Origin of the sequence: Nocardia pseudovaccinii, assembly GCF_050942345.1 — a bacterium.
Taxonomy (GTDB): Bacteria; Actinomycetota; Actinomycetes; order Mycobacteriales; family Mycobacteriaceae; genus Nocardia; species Nocardia pseudovaccinii.
This window is the reverse complement of record NZ_CP192074.1, coordinates 9,774,259-9,793,106: the sequence shown is the minus strand read 5'-3', so window position 1 is coordinate 9,793,106 and position 18,848 is coordinate 9,774,259. Positions and strand designations below refer to the sequence as shown.

16 protein-coding genes are annotated in these 18,848 nt (G+C 65.3%); 7 read left to right on the top strand and 9 right to left on the bottom strand.

The window, feature by feature from the left end:
- Nucleotides 1-7: 7 nt before the first annotated feature.
- The gene (locus ACQPZ2_RS43930) at nt 8-1,438 is read left to right on the top strand and encodes a CCA tRNA nucleotidyltransferase (protein WP_433523702.1); all 1,431 of its coding nucleotides are present in this window, start codon (nt 8-10) and stop codon (nt 1,436-1,438) included.
- Between the two features lie 19 nt (nt 1,439-1,457).
- Here the strand turns inward: ACQPZ2_RS43930 and ACQPZ2_RS43925 are convergent, their stop codons facing one another.
- The 4 genes from ACQPZ2_RS43925 to ACQPZ2_RS43910 form a co-directional block, all read right to left on the bottom strand.
- Entirely contained in the window at nt 1,458-2,273 is an 816-nt protein-coding gene (locus tag ACQPZ2_RS43925; RefSeq protein WP_433523701.1) for a hypothetical protein, read from the bottom strand.
- Between the two features lie 76 nt (nt 2,274-2,349).
- Entirely contained in the window at nt 2,350-2,934 is a 585-nt protein-coding gene (locus ACQPZ2_RS43920; RefSeq protein WP_433523700.1) for a hypothetical protein, read from the bottom strand.
- A gap of 88 nt (nt 2,935-3,022) precedes the next feature.
- Nucleotides 3,023-6,607 (bottom strand): hydantoinase B/oxoprolinase family protein, encoded by a 3,585-nt coding sequence (locus tag ACQPZ2_RS43915; protein ID WP_433523699.1) that lies wholly within the window; start codon nt 6,605-6,607, stop codon nt 3,023-3,025.
- An 85-nt stretch (nt 6,608-6,692) separates the two neighbouring features.
- Nucleotides 6,693-8,288, bottom strand: a complete 1,596-nt coding sequence (locus tag ACQPZ2_RS43910; RefSeq protein WP_433523698.1) for a DUF4185 domain-containing protein — start codon at nt 8,286-8,288, stop codon at nt 6,693-6,695.
- 104 nt (nt 8,289-8,392) lie between these two features.
- On the opposite strand from ACQPZ2_RS43910, the gene ACQPZ2_RS43905 reads away from it, so the two are divergent.
- Complete coding sequence (locus ACQPZ2_RS43905) at nt 8,393-8,893, top strand: hypothetical protein (RefSeq protein ID WP_433523697.1); 501 nt, start codon at nt 8,393-8,395, stop codon at nt 8,891-8,893.
- On the opposite strand, the gene ACQPZ2_RS43900 is transcribed toward ACQPZ2_RS43905, so the two are convergent.
- Together ACQPZ2_RS43900 and ACQPZ2_RS43895 are read right to left on the bottom strand one after the other, a co-directional pair.
- Nucleotides 8,883-10,235 carry an MFS transporter gene (locus tag ACQPZ2_RS43900; protein WP_433523696.1) on the bottom strand — a complete coding sequence of 451 codons (1,353 nt, stop codon included), beginning with the start codon at nt 10,233-10,235 and terminating at the stop codon, nt 8,883-8,885. The two genes, ACQPZ2_RS43905 and ACQPZ2_RS43900, sit on opposite strands and share 11 nt — an antisense overlap.
- Before the next feature lie 35 nt (nt 10,236-10,270).
- On the bottom strand, nt 10,271-10,738 hold the full coding sequence (locus ACQPZ2_RS43895) for an NUDIX domain-containing protein (protein WP_433523695.1): 468 nt from the start codon (nt 10,736-10,738) through the stop codon (nt 10,271-10,273).
- 283 nt (nt 10,739-11,021) lie between these two features.
- Here ACQPZ2_RS43895 and ACQPZ2_RS43890 point away from each other — a divergent pair, with 283 nt between their 5' ends.
- Nucleotides 11,022-11,804: a pirin family protein gene (locus ACQPZ2_RS43890; protein ID WP_433523694.1), complete on the top strand. Its 783-nt coding sequence runs from the start codon at nt 11,022-11,024 to the stop codon at nt 11,802-11,804.
- Between the two features lie 78 nt (nt 11,805-11,882).
- Complete coding sequence (locus ACQPZ2_RS43885) at nt 11,883-12,362, top strand: DUF4190 domain-containing protein (protein WP_433523693.1); 480 nt, start codon at nt 11,883-11,885, stop codon at nt 12,360-12,362.
- On the opposite strand, the gene ACQPZ2_RS43880 is transcribed toward ACQPZ2_RS43885, so the two are convergent.
- A complete protein-coding gene (locus ACQPZ2_RS43880) occupies nt 12,340-12,888 on the bottom strand; it encodes a hypothetical protein (protein WP_433523692.1) in 549 nt (182 codons plus the stop codon). The genes ACQPZ2_RS43885 and ACQPZ2_RS43880 overlap by 23 nt on opposite strands.
- 132 nt (nt 12,889-13,020) lie before the next feature.
- On the opposite strand from ACQPZ2_RS43880, the gene ACQPZ2_RS43875 reads away from it, so the two are divergent.
- From ACQPZ2_RS43875 to ACQPZ2_RS43865, 3 genes are all read left to right on the top strand, one after another.
- Nucleotides 13,021-13,872, top strand: a complete 852-nt coding sequence (locus ACQPZ2_RS43875; RefSeq protein ID WP_063042458.1) for a Scr1 family TA system antitoxin-like transcriptional regulator — start codon at nt 13,021-13,023, stop codon at nt 13,870-13,872.
- Between the two features lie 10 nt (nt 13,873-13,882).
- Complete coding sequence (locus tag ACQPZ2_RS43870; protein ID WP_433523691.1) at nt 13,883-14,260, top strand: DUF397 domain-containing protein; 378 nt, start codon at nt 13,883-13,885, stop codon at nt 14,258-14,260.
- 70 nt (nt 14,261-14,330) lie between these two features.
- On the top strand, nt 14,331-16,358 hold the full coding sequence (locus ACQPZ2_RS43865; RefSeq protein WP_433527697.1) for a M13 family metallopeptidase: 2,028 nt from the start codon (nt 14,331-14,333) through the stop codon (nt 16,356-16,358).
- A gap of 30 nt (nt 16,359-16,388) precedes the next feature.
- On the opposite strand, the gene ACQPZ2_RS43860 is transcribed toward ACQPZ2_RS43865, so the two are convergent.
- Both ACQPZ2_RS43860 and ACQPZ2_RS43855 read right to left on the bottom strand, forming a co-directional pair.
- The gene (locus ACQPZ2_RS43860) at nt 16,389-17,468 is read right to left on the bottom strand and encodes an ABC transporter ATP-binding protein (RefSeq protein ID WP_433523690.1); all 1,080 of its coding nucleotides are present in this window, start codon (nt 17,466-17,468) and stop codon (nt 16,389-16,391) included.
- A gap of 26 nt (nt 17,469-17,494) precedes the next feature.
- Nucleotides 17,495-18,823: an ABC transporter substrate-binding protein gene (locus ACQPZ2_RS43855; protein WP_433523689.1), complete on the bottom strand. Its 1,329-nt coding sequence runs from the start codon at nt 18,821-18,823 to the stop codon at nt 17,495-17,497.
- Nucleotides 18,824-18,848: the final 25 nt, after the last annotated feature.

Sequence of the window (18,848 nt, the reverse complement as noted above, 5' to 3'; positions counted from 1 at the left end):
TGCAGCGTTGGATCGACGTACCCGATTGCTGGCCGCGGCCGCGGTCACGCTGGGACAGTTGTCCGATGTGTTGACGCCGCTGGGCGAGTTGTTCGCCGCGCGGGGGTATGAGTTGTACCTGGTCGGGGGCAGTGTGCGCGATGCGGTGCTCGGGCGGTTGGGGACGGATCTGGATTTCACCACCGATGCCAGGCCCGAGCGGGTGCAGGAGTTGTTGCGTGGGTGGGCCGATCATCTGTGGGATACCGGCGGGTTGGCGTTCGGCACGGTGAGTGCGTCGAAGGCCGATCAGCAATTGGAGATCACCACCTTCCGCAGCGATACCTATGACCGGGTGTCGCGCAATCCCGAGGTCACCTTCGGTGATTCGCTCGAGGGAGATCTGGTGCGACGCGATTTCACGGTCAATGCGATGGCGGTGAAGATCGGGGCCGACGGGTCGCTGGAGTTCGTCGATCCGCTGGGCGGGATGGACGCGCTGCTCGCCGGAGTGCTGGATACGCCTGCGGCGCCCGAGGATTCGTTCAACGACGATCCGTTGCGCATGCTGCGGGCGGCGCGTTTCGTCGCGCAGCTCGGCTTCGAACTGGAGCCGAGGGTGCGGGTCGCGATCGTCGCGATGGCTGGTGAGTTGGCGCGGATCACCGCGGAGCGGGTGCGCACCGAGCTGGATAAGCTCATCGCCTCCGCACATCCGATCGATGGCATCAACGTCATGTGCGAGACGGGCCTGGCCCAGCTGGTGCTGCCCGAGGTGCCCGCGATGACGCTGGAGATCGACGAGCATCACCAGCACAAGGATGTCTACTGGCATTCGCTGACCGTGTTGCAGCAGGCCATCGACCTGGAAGAGGGCGACCCGGATCTGGTGCTGCGCTGGGCCGCGCTGCTGCACGACATCGGCAAGCCCGATACCAAGCGCAATGAACCGGGCGGCGGCGTCAGCTTCCATCACCATGAGGTGGTCGGCGCGAAGATGGTGCGCAAGCGGATGCGCGCGCTCAAGTACCCCAAGCAGTTCACCGAGGACGTGGCGCGACTGGTGTTCCTGCACTTGCGTTTTCACGGCTACGGCAAGGGACAGTGGACCGATTCGGCGGTGCGCCGCTACGTCACCGACGCCGATGACCTGCTTCCTCGGCTGCACAAACTGGTCCGCGCCGACTGCACCACCCGCAACAAGCGTCGCGCCGCAGCGCTGCGCGCCACCTATGACGAGCTGGAGACGCGGATCGCCAGACTGCAGGAGCAGGAGGATCTGGATCGGGTGCGTCCGGACCTGGACGGTAACGCGATCATGGAACTGCTCGGCATTCCCGCGGGTCCGGAGGTCGGTAAGGCGTGGCGGTTCCTGAAGGAGTTGCGCCTGGATCGCGGACCGCTGAGCCGGGACGAGGCCGAGGCCGCGCTGCTGGAATGGTGGAAAGCCCAGGTCTGAGCGGGAATTCGCCGGTCGATCAGAAGATGATCAGCGTGGTGCCCGCCACGATGGCCGAGCGGATCTGTGCCAGATCGAACGATCCGGTGATCCCCGGCAGCTCCACCCGGAACCGGACCAGATCGCCCTCGCGGGTGGCGCGCACGATGCGCGCGTCGTTCGGTAGCCGATCCAGCAGGATTGCCGGCGCGGTGACCAGCTTGCGCGGGATCCGGATGCCCAGCCAATTCGCCCGGTGAATATCGACGGTCAGCAGGTTGTCGCGCACCTGTGCCTCCACCAGCGCGCTGATCCGGCGTTTTCGATGCTTCGCCCGGATCAATCCGCTCACGTCGACGTCGAGTTTCCAATCGCGCTGCTGGTTATCGAGCCAGCCGACGAGCGCCTCGGTGGTGACGGTTCCGTTCAGGTCCAGCTGCTGCACCCGCGCCTTCGTCGGCACCCCGGGCACCAGCCGGACGCCGTGCGCGATCACGGTGACCTGTTCGATCGGGTAGTCGTCCCAGCGCAGCCGGGACAGTACGGTCTTGGTCTGAAAATGCGCGCCGCGCCTGCGCACCTTCAGCACCTGCAGCGTCGCGTGCATATCGTGGCCGAGCAGGGTGGCGCTGACCTCCTGGCCGCCGAACCGGCTGAGAATGCCCTCGCTGAGCACGGTCATCAGCACGTCCGGCATGAGCGCGGTCACGGTGCCGGCGCCGAAGTCGGCCAATGGATCCACCCAGGCGGTGGTGTAGGCGAGCCATTGCTCGAGCAATGATTGATCGAACAGGCGTTTACCCATGTCGACGGCCCGCATCGGTGACCATGACGTCGGATCGAAGTACGTGGCCATGATTGCTTCGAGCGTACTTGGCGTCGGCGCACCCGACCACGTTCGCGGCTGTGACGAAGTGGGCAATTGTGCGCATTCAGATAAGGGTTCTATACCTGCTGGTCGGCGGCCAAGGCACGCAGGCCGTCCGCGCAGGATGGGTAGCGGGGCTGCCAACCGAGTGTTCCGCCTTCGCCTTGGCGTTGGACACTCGCATATCGGCCTGTGTCATGCGGTAGGCGTACGACATGGGCCGCATCATCCAGGCGGGCAGCGTGAACGGCTTTGGTGTGCCGAAGGTTTCGGCGACCAGCCGGACATGTCCGCTGAAGCTGAGCGGGGCGTCGTCCACGATGTTGTATGCGGCACCGGGCTTTCCGCCTGCGACGGCCAGGGCCACCGCCGCACCCGCATCGGTCAGATTGATCCACGGCAGCACCCGTCCGTGCTCGTTCACCACCGGCAACTGCCGCTTGCGCAGCATCTCGACTACGGCCTCCGTGCCGCCCGCGCCGTAGAACAGCCCGTAGCGCAATGAGATGCCTTCGAGCCCATCGGCATTCAGCATCAGCTCTTCCTTGACCCGTATGCCTTCGAGGTGCGGTTCCACCGCCTTGTCGCCGGTCGGCGCGAAGACGTCGTCCTCGGCCAGCAATACGTTCTCGGTGCCGTTCATGGCCATGAGACAGCTGACCTCCCTCCGCCGTGACACACTCGAACATGAGCTACCTCGCTCTGGAAACGATGCCAGGGCGCCGCGTCGAATGCGATCAGTTCCCGTACCCGCCGCCGCCAGGCGTCTCGATGACCAGCACGTCCCCGGGTTCGAGATGCGCCGAATCCGCCCCGCTCAGGTCCTGCACCGTGCCATCGGCACGCTCGATCCGATTTCGGCCGAGGGCACCGGGCGCGCCGCCCGCCATGCCGTACGGCGGCACCCGGCGGTGACTCGACAGCGTCGAGACCGTCACCGCTTCGGTGAATCGCAGCCGACGCACCGCACCGTCACCACCGTGCCATCGACCGGCGCCTCCGCTCCCCGCGCGTACCGAGAACTCCTCGAGCAGTACCGGCAGCCGCCACTCCAGCACCTCCGGATCGGTGAGCCGGGAGTTGGTCATATGAGTCTGGACCACCGGAGCGCCGTCGAAACCGTCGCCTGCGCCCGATCCGGATCCGATCGTCTCGTAGTACTGGCTGCGATCATTGCCGAAGGTGATGTTATTCATCGTGCCCGACCCCTCGGCCTGCACCCCGAGCGCCGCGTACAGCGCGCCGGTAATCGCCTGGGAGGTTTCGACATTGCCCGCGACGACCGCGGCGGGCGGTTCGGGTGCGAGCATCGAACCGGGCGGCACGATGATCCGCAGTGGTCGCAGGCAGCCGTCGTTGAGCGGGATATCGTCGGCGACCAGCGTCCGGAACACATACAGGACGGCCGCGTTCGCAACGGCATAGGGCGCGTTGAAGTTACCGTCGAGCTGCGCGGAGGTACCACTGAAATCGATGGTGGCGCTGCGGTTTTCCCGATCCACCGTGACGCGAACGCGAATGGTCGCACCCAGATCGGTCGCATAGGAGTATTCGCCGTCGTCGAGCGCATCGATGACGCGCCGCACCGACTCCTCCGCATTGTCCTGCACATGCCGCATATACGCCTCGACGACATCGAGGCCGAAGTGCTCGATCATCTTCCGGACTTCTTCGACGCCCTTGGCATTGGCGGCGATCTGGGCGCGCAGATCGGCGAGATTGGTGGCCGGATTGCGGGACGGGTACGGCGCTTCGGTGAGCAAGCGCAGCGTCTCGTCCTCGCGAAACCGGCCGTCCTCGACGAGCAGCCAGTTGTCGAAGATGACACCTTCCTCCTCGATGCGACGGCTGTTCGCGGGCATCGAACCGGGCGCGATACCACCGATTTCGGCGTGGTGGCCGCGCGAGGCGACATAGAAGAGGATCTCGGTGCCCGCGGTGTCGAATACCGGCGTGATCACCGTGACATCGGGTAGATGGGTGCCGCCGTGGTACGGATCGTTGACGGCATAGGTGTCGCCGGGGCGCATGCCCCCGGCCTGCCTGCGCCGGATGACCTCCTTGACGCTGGTGCCCATCGATCCGAGATGGACCGGAATATGCGGCGCATTGGCGACGAGATTGCCGTCGGGATCGAAGAGTGCGCACGAGAAGTCGAGGCGCTCTTTGATATTGACCGACTGCGCGGTCGACTCCAGCCGCGCGCCCATCTGCTCGGCGATGGACATGAACAGATTGTTGAAGACCTCCAGCAGCACCGGATCCGCTTCGGTGCCCGCCTCTGGTCCGGCCACCGCCGCGACCCGTTCCATGAGCAGATGCCCGAGGTCGTTCACCACGGCCTGCCAGCCGTCGTCGACGACCGTGGTGGAGTTGGCCTCGGTAATGATCGCGGGCCCGAGCACCGCCTTCTTCGGCACCAATTCCGCACGCTGATAAAGGAATACCTCACGCCGAGCGCCACCGGTGTGCAGTTGTACCGACTCCGGCTCGCTGGTGGCTACGCGCGGCCCGGCCAGGTCGGCGAGATCGGGTGGTTCGGTGAGCCCGGTCGCCTCGACCGAAAGCGCCTCGATCACGATCGGGCGGTCCAGCACGAAGGAGTAGGTGCTGCGGTGACGTTCGACGAAATCCGTTGCCATTCCGGCCGGTTCGGTGAGTTCGACGGTGAGCGTGGTGTCGGTGCCGTCGTAGCGCAGCTGGGCGCGCCGCACGATACGCACCCGGTGCACGGGTACATCCTCACCGAGTAGTTCGGCGCGAGCGGTGGCCTCCAGATCATCGGCGATCGCACCGACACGGTCCATCGAATCCTCGTGCAGCGGCAACTCCACCGAACGCTCGCGCATCGCGGTGGTATCGGCGAGACCGATACCGAGGGCCGAGAGCACACCGGCCATCGGCGGCACCACAACGGTGCGAATGCCGAGAGAATCGGCCACCTTGCAGGCGAGTTGGCCGCCCGCACCGCCGAAGGTGGTCAGCGCGTAGCGGGTCACATCGTGGCCCTTCTGCACCGAGATCCGCTTGATGGCGGCGGCGATATTGGCGACCGCGATTTCGAGATAGCCCTCGGCGACCTGCTCCGGTGTGCGATCGTCTCCGGTGCTCTGCGCGATTTCGGCGGCCAGTTCCGCGAATCGGCTGCGCACCAGCGCATCATCGAGCGGTTCGTTGCCATCCGGCCCGAAAACCCTTGGAAAATACTCGGATTGGATCCGGCCGAGCATCACATTGGCATCGGTGACCGTCAGCGGTCCGCCGCCGCGATAACAGGCCGGTCCGGGTGCCGCACCCGCGGAATCGGGCCCGACGCGGTAGCGGCTGCCGTCGAAATGCAGGATCGAACCGCCACCCGCCGCCACGGTATGGATATCGAGCATCGGCGCGCGCAACCGGACACCGGCGATCTGCGTGATGAACACCCGCTCGTACTCGCCCGCGAAATGCGATACGTCCGTGGAGGTTCCACCCATATCGAAGCCGATGACACGGTCGAAACCGGCGAGTTCGGACATCCGCACCATGCCGACGATGCCGCCCGCCGGACCGGACAGAATGGCGTCCTTACCGCGGAACTGCCCGGCCTCGGTGAGTCCGCCATTGGACTGCATGAACATCAGCCGCACACCGGTGAGCTGGTCGGCGACCTGCTGGACGTAGCGGCGCAGCACCGGTGAGAGATAGGCATCCACTACCGTGGTGTCTCCGCGCGGCACCAGCTTCATCAGCGGGCTCACCTCGCTGGACAGCGAGATCTGCGGAAATCCGATCTCGCGGGCGACCCGGCCGATCACCTTTTCGTGTTCGGGATACAGATGCGAATGCATGCAGACGACGGCGACGGCGCGGATGCCGCTGTCGTACAACGGCTTCAGTTCGGCTGCCAGTGCGTCGAGATCCGGCGCAGTCAGCACCGTCCCATCCGCCGTGACGCGCTCGTCCACCTCGATCACCTGCTCGTGCAACAACTCCGGCAGCACGATCTCGCGCGCGAAGATCTGCGGCCGATTCTGATAGGCGATGCGCAGTGCGTCGCGGAAGCCGCGGGTGATGACCAGCACGGTCCGTTCGCCCTTGCGCTCGAGCAGGGCGTTGGTCGCGACCGTTGTGCCCATTCGGACGGCATCTATATCGGCGGTGCCGCCCGCGTCGCCGAGGATTTCGCGAATGCCCGCCACCGCGGAGTCGGCATAGCGCGCCGGATTCTCCGAGAGCAGCTTGTGCGTGACGAGTTCGCCGTCGGGGCGACGGGCCACCACATCGGTGAATGTGCCGCCCCGATCGATCCAGAACTGCCAGCCCGGTGTCTCGCTCGTCACCGGAGCCGTCCGTGCGAAGTACGTATGCGCTGGTCGATCACATGCGCACCATACCGAATCACCGTCGGCGCGGATCCGAGCGCGATCAGTGCGGCGGATCGAGTTTCGCGTGCATGAGATACACGTTGTAGGTATCCCACGCCGAGATGGTGAAGTACAGATCCTCGCCGGTCGACCACGGATGGATGAAGCCGCCGTAGGCCTTCGGGTAGTCGTCGGTGGAGACCAGCTGGACACCATCGGTCCAGGCGCCCTGCGGGCTTGCCGCGGTGCGCATCACGATCGCAGCGCGCGCCGAATCCAGATAGACCATCTGCCACTGTTCGGTGTCCTTGTCGAAGCGCACCGACAGCTCGCTTGCCATACCGAGAACCAAAGGCGTGGCCTGGTTTTCGGCCGCAGGGGCCCAAGTGCCGCCCACCCAGTACTGGTAGGCCGATTTGTTCAGCACCTCGGTCTTCGGCACCCTGGCCAGGCCGATCATGCCGACCCGCCCGTTGGGCGTGCCGAACATATAGACGTAATCGCCCTGCGGCACCATGGCCGCCACCTGGAACCGGCCGAGCCCGAAGAAGTTGTCCCATCGGGCATGCTGATCCTTGACCCAGGTGCGGCCGTTGTCGTCGGAGTACGCGAGTCCGCCGTAATTGGTCGACCACAGGCCGGGAATGCGGCTCCAGTGGTTCACCGACATATAACTCATGAACTGGCGCTGCCCGAGCGCGAACCCGGAGGTCGGGATGGTGGTCGTCTCCCAGTTCTTGATCTTGCGGCTGGGCAGCAGTTCGGTGGCGTGACAGCGGCTGTCCTGGACCATGGTGTCGATGCCGAGTCCGTCGGCGAGATCGTGGTCGGTGCTGTAGCCGAGCACATTGCTGCGCCAGTCGGGCCCGCCCACCCCGCCACTGGTCCAGCCGTCGCCGAAGGTGTCGCCGAAGGCCACGGCGACCTCGCCCGGTTTGGTCTCCCACATGATGCCGAGGTCGGTGCCGTCGACCTGCCAGCGCATATCGGTGCGGTTCGCCGAACCGTGCCCGGTCACCTGACCGACCAGATCCACCGATTCCACCAGCGGCGGGGCGATGGCGGCGGTCAGCGGTCCGGGTTCGGCCGGGTGCACGATCGGCGGCGGCGCAGGTTGAGGTTCGATTCCGTCGGGGCCGGGCACCGGGACCGGAATGGGTTCGATCTCTGGACGGAACTCGATGCGCGGCAGGCGGATCGAGCCGGAACCCGAACTCGAACCGGAGCTCGAGCCGGTGCCGGAACCGGAGCTGGACCCGGTGCCGGGCGCGTTTTCCGGTGCCGGATCGGTGGCGGGATCCGAGGGCTTCGGCGTATCCCGAACATCCGGGCACGGATTGCGGCACGGGTCGGCGGGCAGCGGTTCCGGATCGATGCGGGTGTTGTCCGGCGGCGGATCAGGAACGGGAACCGGCGTGATCTCGGGAACCGGGAACGGGATATCGATCTGCGGCGGCAAAGGCGGCAGCGGCGGAGGTGGCGGTGCGTTCGGATCCGGCGCCCGGTTCAACGGGTCGAATCCGATCTCGCCACAACTGTTCACCGGCGGCGGGGACCACGGATGCTGCGCGGCCTGCGCGACGGGCGTCGGTACGGTCAGCGCTCCGGCGAGCAGCGTGCCGAGGATTGCGGGCGCACAGCTCGGCCGAAATCCCATCCGTTGTTGACTCCCTGTCGATTCGGGTCGGTGGGAGATCAACTTACCCGACCGAATCGCGCGAAGGGTGGAACCGGATGGGGCGCAGTCGCGTCCAACCAGATATGAACGAGATCGAGTACGTGTTCGGAACCGGTGACGGCACGGTGCACGTCTGGACCAGCCAGACGGATCTGGATCTATCCGGATCGGGCATCGGCGATGCGGTGGGACTCGACTTCGATGGCGACGGCCTGGTCGACGACGTGCTCTGGGATTCGCACGGCACCGGCGTTGCCGATGTGGCCGGGCTGGATCTCGACGACGACGGCGTACTCGACCATTTCTTCACCGATCCGACCGGCAACGGCACCTGGAATCACCAGATCACCGGCAGCCCGGCCGATGCGGACAGCGAACACCTGGCCTGGATCGAGCGCACCGAGCCCGAGCCGGATCATCTCGCCGCCGATCAAGTCGGCGCGGCCTTGTCGAATCACGATGAGCCGACGCGGGATTCGCGCTGGTTCGATCCGCAAGCTCCGATCGAACCAGCCGCGCTTCGGGATCACCGGACCTGGTCGGGCGATGAATCCACTTATCCGACAATGCCGTTCAGCGAGTAACCGGCACCCGTCGACTGTTGACGGCAATGGCCACTATTCCGGCGCAGTAGATTCCGGCGCCGACCAGCACCACGCCGATGGAGCGCCCATCCGCCGGTATCACCGACGCGGTGAGCACAATCGCGAGCACGAACGCGATATTGAATACGGTGTCCTGCAATGCGAAAACCTGACCGCGCCTGGTGTCATCGATATCGATCTGCATGGTCGCGTCGCCGGTCAGTTTGATGGTCTGCCCCGCGAGCCCGAACAGGAATGCCGCGACCAGCAGCAATTGATGCGCTCGATGTGCCGCGGTCCCCGCCGTCGCGATCGCGGTCGGGGTGACCAGCGCCAACTGCACCACGGTCGCGGTCAACAGCCCGAGGACCACCGTGCGCGAGCGGCCGAGCCGCGGAATCAATACCGGTGCGACGACCGCCGCCACCAACATCCCGGCCGCAGTACAGCCGATGGCGAGCCCGAATCGGGTCAGTCCGGTATTCGCGCCGCCGCCGTCGGCGGGCGCCTGCCGCAGCACCAGCACCATGATCAGCGTATTGGTGCCGAACACGATCCGATGCGTGCCGATGCCGATCATCGCGGTGGTGACCTGAACCGCTCCCCAGACCGCGGCCGCACCGTGACGCAGACCGGTCGCGATCGCTCGCACCGCGCTGTCGCGCGTCGCGGTCCCCGGCTCCGGACCGAGCACCCCGGCCCCGAATCCGGCCGCGAATATCGCACCGCAGACCGACCACACGGCACTGATCGCCACCGCGACCGCCGAAGCGAAATCACCCGCGCCGATCAACCCGATGATCGCGACCGCCGCCGCGGCGCCGACACCGGCACATCCGGACGCGACCGTGGCCAGCACCGAATTCGCGGGCACCAGCCAGTGTTGATCGAGTACTCGGGGCAACGCAGCCGACACGCCCGAGAGCACGAACCTGCTGACCCCGACCACGGCAAGCGCGAGCAACAACAACGGTGTCTCACTGCTGCCCGCCACCAGCCCGACACTCACCGCTGCGATCAGCACCGCCCGCAGCGCATTGGCGACCAGCAGCACCGCTCGCCGATCCCAGCGGTCCAGCAGCGCACCGGCATACGGCCCGATCAGTGAGTACGGCAGCAGCAATACCGCGAACGCGGCCGCGATGGCGAGCGGATCGGTCTCCCGTTCCGGGTTGAAAAGAATGGCGCCGGACAGTGCCGCCTGGAACATGCCGTCACCGAACTGACCGGTAAAGCGGATCAGCGCCAAGCGCAGCACGCCGGGACTCTCGCGCAGCGCCGTCTGTAGCGAAACCGGCCGCGCGTCCGCGGGAGTGTTGCCGTCGGTGCGACCAGTAGACACGCCCAGAGGCTACCTGCCCCGCGGCTCTCGCTCGATCAGCGAATCCCGTCCGCGATCAGTGCACTGACCGCCTCGCGCATATCCGGCGCCATCGGCAGATCCGCCAATGTCGCGGCATCGATCCAGGCGAAGGCGTCGTGTTCGCCCGGGGCCAGCGCGACCTCGCCGGGCGCCACCTCGACGATGAAGCTGTACTTGCGCACTCGGGGCTTGGTCCTGGTGGCGTAGTCGAAGTCGCCGAGGAACTCGGTGATGGCGCGCACCCGCAGCCCCGTCTCCTCGAACAGTTCCCGTACCACGCATTCGGCCAGGGTCTCCCCGGATTCGACTCCGCCACCGGGCAGTTCGTACATGCCGCCGTGGTAATCGTCGGGTACGCGGCGCACTACCAGGAGTTTGCGATCGCGGAATACCGCGACACCGACGACGAAATCGCTGATCCCGTCGCGCTCTGCCGCATCGCGGAGTTGCCGCTCGATGCGTGCGAGCACCTCGGTTCGCATCCGTTCGTCACCTCCGATTCCGTTGTGGCACATGATGTTACGAATCCGCCGTGCGCGCGTACAGACCCCCGTCGGTTGCCGACCGGCGACTCGACTAACCGGTCGGTACTGCTCGCCTGCCGTTCACCCGCAGCCGCGAGTGACTCCCTTGCACGTCACTCACGAAGATCAGCTCGCGTAAAATGCCGAGTGCAGGACAATTTACTAGGAATTCGGAGTACCACGTCGTAAGTGCTCCTACCCTGAAAGGTGATCGGTGCACGGTCCCGAGAGGAGGACCACGATGTCCACACTCACGACACCACACATCGATGTCCATCGCGGCGGCGATCGCATGAAAACGCGCGTGTCTTGGCTGGATTCGAAGCACTCGTTCTCCTTCGGGGAGCACTACGATCCTGACAACACCCATCACGGGCTGCTGCTCGTCAATAACGAAGATATTGTTTCCCCTGGTCAGGGCTTCGAAACCCATCCGCACCGGGATATGGAGATCGTGACCTGGGTGCTCGGCGGCTCGCTGGTGCACCAGGATTCGCTCGGGCACAGCGGCGTCATCTATCCAGGTCTGGCGCAGCGGATGAGCGCGGGCACCGGAATTCTGCATTCGGAGAAGAACGACTCCTGGCGTCTGGACCACGGCACCGAACACGACCAGCCGGTCCATTTCGTGCAGATGTGGGTGGTGCCGGACGAACCGGGCTCGGAGCCCGGATATCAGCAGCTCGAGATCGACGACGAATTGGCCCGCGGCGGCCTGGTGACCGTGGCCTCCGGCCTGCCGCGCTATCGCGATCGGACCGCGATCGCCATCGGTAGCAGCCATTCGGCGATGCATGTGGCGCGATTGGCGGACAGCGGGGAAACCGAGCAGGCGATCGACCTACCCGATGCGCCGTACCTGCATCTGTTCGTCGCAAAGGGCGAAGTGGAGATGGAGGGCGTCGGTCCGTTGTACGCGGGTGACGCCGTGCGCCTGACCAGATCGGGTGGGCAGCTGGTGACCGCCCACAGGCCGGCGGAGATCCTGGTCTGGGAGATGCACGCGCGGCTCGGCTCGGAATAACCCCCTCGGCATCAACATCCCAGGGAGTGCGATCAGAAGGCGACTGCAGCGCAGGCGCACCGGCTGAGAGGAAGTCCCATGGCGCAATATCCGCCGCCCGGTCAATATCCGCCACCGGGTCAGTACCCACCGCCGCCGGGTCAGGGACAGCCGAACTATTGGCAGGAATCTCCCAAGCGCAAGGGCTTGGCGATCACCACACTGGTGCTCGGCATCCTCGGCTTCCTGAGCTGCTGGACGCTGATCGGCGGTTATCTGTTCGGCTTCTTCGCGCTGATCTTCGGCATCATCGCGCTGGTCAAGATTCGTTCCGGCAGCGCGGGCGGCACGGGCATGGCGGTCACCGGCTTGATCCTGGGTGTGCTCGCGCTGGTCGCCGCGGTCGTGCTCAGCATCGTCGGCTGGAGCTTCTTCGTCGACTCGGGTGGCAAGGACTATCTGGACTGTCTGCAGAAGGCGGGCAACGATCAGACCAAACAAAACGAGTGCCGGGACAAGTGGGAGCACAGCATCGAGCAGAGCTTCAGCGTGACGCTCACTCCGCGCCCGACCCCTTGACAACACCCTCGATGCCGTTGACGACCGACGCGCCGCTGTTCGCGCACGTCCGGGTGGCGGTGATGACATCGCCGAGTTCGGGGCGGTAGTCGCCCTCGGGCGGCGCGATCCAGATCCGGTAGCCGCTGAGCTCGTCGGTCGGTGAGGGCAGCACGATCCGGCTGCCGGGCAGCGCCACCGAAGCGCAGACCCGGAACAACTCCGGGAACAGCGTCATATCCAGGTACGAGTTATCGGTCGGACCGGTCAGGAAGGACCAACGGCTGGAGCGCGGATGCGCGATGATCGGTCCGGTCCGCCCGTAGTTGGCCAGGAGGTAGGCGTGCACCCGCTTGCCGAGTACCGCGGGCATGACGACGGCGCCGACCGCGCCGACTTCCAACAGAATTCGCCCGAGTCCCGGATCGACGACCCCGTAGAGACCGTTGTCCTTGCGATAGCGGCGACATCGCGCCAGGGCGTCCTGGGCCGCGACGAAATCCTGGGCTGCCAGGTAGCTACCCGATTCCATTCGCGACGTACTCATGACGAACCTCGCCTCGACTTTGAGTGGATCGACGTAAAACCGAAGGTTGCCGCTGAAATCGACACTAGACCCGCACAAGTTCCTTGACAATAGTCACACGCCGAGTAAATTTCCGGCGTACCATCTCGAGCCATGGCGCCCGTTTCCCCGACCGTTGCTCGCTGGGAGCTGGTGCTGCGCCTGCGCGAATTGCGGGAACAGCGCGGCTTCGATTCGGCCACCTTCGCCAAGCGGGTCGGGTTCACCCCGGCGAACTGGTCGCACGTCGAGAAGGGGCGACGCGTACTCACCACGAACACCATCGGCCCGGTGCTCGAACTGCTCGAGGTGGATGCCGAGGAACGCGGGGAGTTGCTGACGCTGCTGGAGGCGAGTAAGCAGCGCGGCTGGTGGGCCAAATCGTCGGCCCTGATCGGGCCGGAACTGCAGCGGCTGTACGGCATGGAGTTCGGCGCGCAGAGCATTCGCAGTTATGACAGTTTGGTTTTCCCGGGTCTGCTGCAGTCCGAGGACTACGCGCGGGCGCTCATCAGTGCCGATGTGATGATCCGGCCGGTTCAGGTCGAGCAATTGGTAGCCATTCGGATGCGGCGGCAGGAGCGGTTGCGCGGCAAGGGCCGGGTGGAACTGACCGCGGTCATCGGTGAGGGCACCCTGTTGCAGCAGACCGGTGGGCCGGAGGTGCTGCGCGGACAGTTGGAGTATCTGGCGAAGACGATCGAGCAACTCGACAATATCGAGGTGCGCGTCATCCCGTTCGCGGCGAAGGCGGGCGCGGTGCTCGGCGGGTCCAGTTTCCACCTGATCGACTTCGCCGGTGAACAGCTGCCGACCTTCGCGTGGGCCGAGAGCGCGGTCTTCGGTGGCGCGGTCGACGATCCGGAACAGGTGCGCGATTTGAGCTTCGCTTACGTTCGCGCACTGGAACAATCGTTGAATCGTGCAGCATCATTGGCCCTGATCAGCAGGTATGCACGAGTGTAAAATCCTGCCCATGGCCACCACCGCTACCCTCCGGTCGGTTTTCACTGACTGGTTCACGTCGAGTCGATCGAACAACGGCAATCAATGCGTCGAAGTCCGGTTCGATGGTGACGCGGTGCTCATCCGTGACAGCAAATACCGCCGCAACCCGGCCAACCGCCCCGCTGAAGAGCCCATCATCACCGTCACCGCGAGCCTCTGGACCTCGTTCATCAACCTTCTCAACAGCGGCCGATCGCATAACGAGCTGATCGCACGAACTTGCGCCGATGGCAGCGCTACCCTGCGCCACGGCGATATCACCCTCTCCTACACGCCCGAAGAGTGGGATGCGTTCATCGCCGGCGCACGCGACGGCGAATTCGATCGCATCATCCTGCCCGCCTGACCGCCTACCCCGGCCGTGACGCGGCCGGGGCCAACCTCGGCGACGGCGGCCTCCGCCCCATCTCTGCATACTGGACATCGTGACTTCCGATCTGAGCAGTCCCTCCGGTATCGACCTCTCCCACCTCGACCACGCCGTGCGCGTTCAGGACGATCTGTTCGCCCATGTCAACGGCGGGTGGCTGGATACCTATGAGATACCGGCGGATCGTGCGGTCGACGGCGCCTTCCGGACGCTGTACGACCAGGCGGAGCTGGATGTGCAGACGATCATCCGGCAGGCCGCCGACTCGGCGCCGCCGCACGGCAGTGATGCGCGCAAGATCGGCGATCTGTACTCGAGCTTCATGGACACCGATACGGTGGCCTCGCTCGGGCTGGCGCCCATCGCAGGGGAACTCACCGAGATCCACGAGGTCGCCGATCGCAGCGCCTTCGCCGCGCTACTGGGTCGCCTGCAGCGCACCGGCGTCGGGGGCGCGCTCGGTTTCTATGTCGACACCGACGACAAGAACTCCAACCGGTATCTGGTGCACGCCACCCAGTCCGGGATCGGGCTGCCCGACGAGTCCTACTACCGGCAGGACGAATTCGCCGAGATCCGGGACCGATATGTCGAGCACATCGGCCGGATGTTCGCGCTGGCCGCCGCCGAACCGCAGATCGCCGCGCTGCTGCCCGCCGACCCGGCGACGGTCGGACAGCGGATCTTCGAATTGGAGCGCAAGCTCGCGGCCGGGCACTGGGATGTGGTGCGCCGCCGCGACGCCGAGTTGAGCTACAACCTCACCACCTACGACGCGCTGGTCGCCGAGCATCCGGAATTCGATTGGCACGCCTGGACTGCCGCGCTCGCCGAGGGTATTGCGAAGTCGGGTCCCGAACTGTTCGCCGAAGTGGTTGTACGCCAGCCGGATTACGTGCGCACCTTCGCGCAGACCTGGGCGGCCGAACCGCTCGCGGACTGGCAGGCGTGGGCGATCTGGCGGCTGTTGCGTTCGCGGGCCGCCTATCTCACCGATGCGATCGTCGAGGAGAACTTCGACTTCTACGGTCGCACCCTGACCGGCGCGCAGGAGAACCGGGAACGCTGGAAGCGCGGTGTTTCGCTGGTGCAGGATCTGCTCGGTGAGGCGGTCGGCAAACTGTATGTCGGCGAACACTTTCCGCCGGAGGCCAAGGCACGGATGGTCGAGCTGGTCGCCAATCTGCAGGAGGCCTACCGCCGTAATATCGCCGAGCTGGACTGGATGGGGCCGGATACCAGGGCGGCCGCGCTGGCCAAGCTGGAGAAGTTCACGCCCAAGATCGGCTATCCGGACAAGTGGCGCGACTACTCCGCCATCGTCATCGTCCCGTCCGATCTGGTCGGCAACTACCGACGCGGCTATGCCGCCGAACACGATCGCGATCTGAACAAGCTCGGCGGTCCCGTCGATCGCGGCGAATGGTTCATGACCCCGCAGACGGTGAATGCCTACTACAACCCGGGCATGAACGAAATCGTCTTCCCCGCGGCCATTCTGCAACCGCCGTTCTTCGATATGCACGCCGACGACGCCGCCAACTACGGCGGCATCGGCGCGGTGATCGGTCACGAGATCGGCCACGGTTTCGACGATCAGGGCGCCAAGTACGACGGCGACGGCAATATGATCGACTGGTGGACCGATGCCGATCGCACCGAATTCGGTAAGCGCACAAAGGCTTTGATCGACCAGTACAACGTGCTCTCACCCAAGGCGCTGGCCGACGACCACACCGTCAACGGCGAATTCACCATCGGCGAGAACATCGGTGACCTGGGCGGGCTGTCCATTGCCCTGGTCGCCTACCGTATCTCGCTCGAAGGCGAGGAGCCGCCGGTCATCGACGATCTGAGCGGTCTGCAGCGCGTCTTCTACGGTTGGGCACAGGTGTGGCGGACCAAGGCCCGCAATGAGGAGGCCATCCGCCGCCTCGCCACCGACCCGCACTCGCCGCCGGAATTCCGTTGCAATGCGGTGGTTCGCAATATCGACAGCTTCCACGAGGCTTTCGATGTGCAGCCTGGCGACGAGCTGTATCTGGAACCCGCGCAGCGCGTCAAGATCTGGTGAGCACGCGGCTGGGCCGAGGACGCCGCGCGCTCAGCGCAGGCGTTCCTCGGTTTCGCCGTCGAAGAAGAAGATCTCGTCGAGTTTCGGGCGCAGGCGCAGGCGATCACCGAGTGCCACTTGGAAGCGGCGGTCCACCCGCGCCACCACCTTGCCGGAGCGGCTGTTCCATTCATCGGTGACGCCGTGGCTGTAGATGAAGGATTCGGCGCCGAGTTCCTCGAGCAGTTCGGCGGCCACGGCGAGGCTGTTATCGGTTTCGGTGGTGGTTTCCCAGGATTCCGGACGGATGCCGACAATGACCCGCTTGCCGGTTGCGGTACGGGGCAAGGGAATTCGCAGGTCGCCAAGGACGGCGGCACCGTCGCGAACCGGGGCGTCGAGCAGATTCATGCCGGGTGAGCCGATGAACCCCGCGACGAAAGTATTGACCGGATCGTCGTAGAGCTCACGGGGTTTGGCGATCTGCTGGAGCCTCCCTTCGCGCAGCACCGCGACCCGATCGCCCATGGTCATGGCCTCGACCTGGTCGTGGGTGACGTAGACGGTGGTGGTGCCGAGACGCTTCTGCAGCGCGGCGATCTGGGAGCGGGTGCTCACCCGCAGTTTCGCATCCAGGTTGGACAGCGGTTCGTCCATGCAGAAGACCTGGGGTCGGCGCACGATGGCGCGCCCCATCGCAACGCGCTGGCGTTGCCCGCCGGAAAGTTTCGCCGGTTTGCGGTCGAGCAGATGCTCGAGTTCGAGCATCTTGGCCGCCTCCTGCACTCGAACCGCGGTGTCCGCCTTGTTCATTCCGGCATTGCGCAGGGCGAAGCCCATATTCTGCGCGACCGTCATATTCGGATAGAGCGCGTAGCTCTGGAATACCATCGCCACATCGCGGGCACGCGGCGGGAGTCCGGTGACGTCCTTACCGCCGATCAGGATGCGACCCGTCGCTACGGATTCCAATCCGGCAAGCATCCGCAGACTGGTCGATTTGCCACAACCCGATGGGCCGACGAGGACGATGAATTCCCCGTCGGCGATATCGAGCTCCAGGTTGTCGACGGCGGGCGCCTGCGCACCGGGATACAGATGCGTCACCCCGTCGAAGTGCACTGTTGCCACGGCGTCGATCTCCCTCTTGGTCGGTACTACTTGGGCAGCTTCGGCGTGATCTGCCGGTCGATAATGGTCTGCAGCTGACTGGCCACATTCGCGAAAGCCGTTGCCGGATCGGCATTCTGCAGACCGATCTGCTCCAGCCCGGTGCCGATGATCTGGTCACCGCCCGGCACGAAAACCCGCGCGTAATCCTGCGATTTGGTGACCGCGAGCTGCTCGATGGCGACCTTCGCATTCGGATTCTTCGCCAGGAAGTCGACCTCGCTCGGATCGGTCACCGCGGACTTGCGCACCGGCATGTAACCGGTGCCCTGCGAGAAGTACGCGGTATTCGCGGCATTGGTGATGAACTCGATGAACTTCAGCGCGTTCACCTTCCGCTGATCCGAGATCCGCGACGGTATCGCCAGCCCGGCACCGCCGGTGGTGACGCCGGGGCCGTTGGGATGCGGCAGGAATGCGGTGCCGAATTGCAGTTTGCCCTCGGCATTCTTCTGGATGCCCCGCAGATCGCCGGTGGAGGCGATGGTGGAGGCGATGACGCCGGTGCCGAAGTCGACGGCGATCTGCGGTTTGATGCCCGCGTACTTCTTGGTGTGGATCATATCGCGCAGGAATTGGCCCGCCGCAATGGTTTTGGGGTCGGTGAACTTCAGCGTCCACTGGTCGGAGTAGGCGCCGCCGAAGGTCCAGTTCGGGCCCTGGAACGTCCAGGCCAGGTAGTTCTTGGCGTCACCCCAGCCGTGCGCGAGCTTGCCGTCGCCGACCACCGACTGGATCTTCGGACCCCACTCGTCGAATTCCGGCCAGCTCTGCGGGCCGCGGTCGGGCAGACCGGCCTTCGCCCAGACGTCCTTGTTGTAGTAGAACAGCGGTGTCGAGCGCGCATACGGCAGCGCGTAATGCTTACCGTTGAAGACATAGTCGGCGGCCAGCGAATCGACGTAGTCGTCGAGCTTGACCCCGGCGTCGGCGAAGTGCGAATCGAGCGGTTCGATGGTGCCGTTGAGCGCGTAGTTGAACCACCAGACATCCGACAGCACAACGACATCGGGCAGTTCCCCGCCGGACAGCGCCGCATTGAACTTCTGCGACACCTCCTCGTAGTTCTTACCTGCGTCGACCAGGTTGACCTTCAGGTCCGGATACTTCGCGTGGAACCGGTTGATCAGCTCGGCCTCGAGTTCCTTCGAGGTGCCAGGGTGATTCGACCAGAAGGTGATGGTGTTGGCGTCACCGGACTGCTTGCCGCCACCGCCGCTGCCCGCGCATGCGGTCAGCGCGGTACCCGCCGCAAGCGCACCGGCCAGGCCGATGAATCCGCGCCGCGACAGTGCCGGGAATTGTGATTTGGACACTGGTTTCTCCAATCAGGGTTTGCAT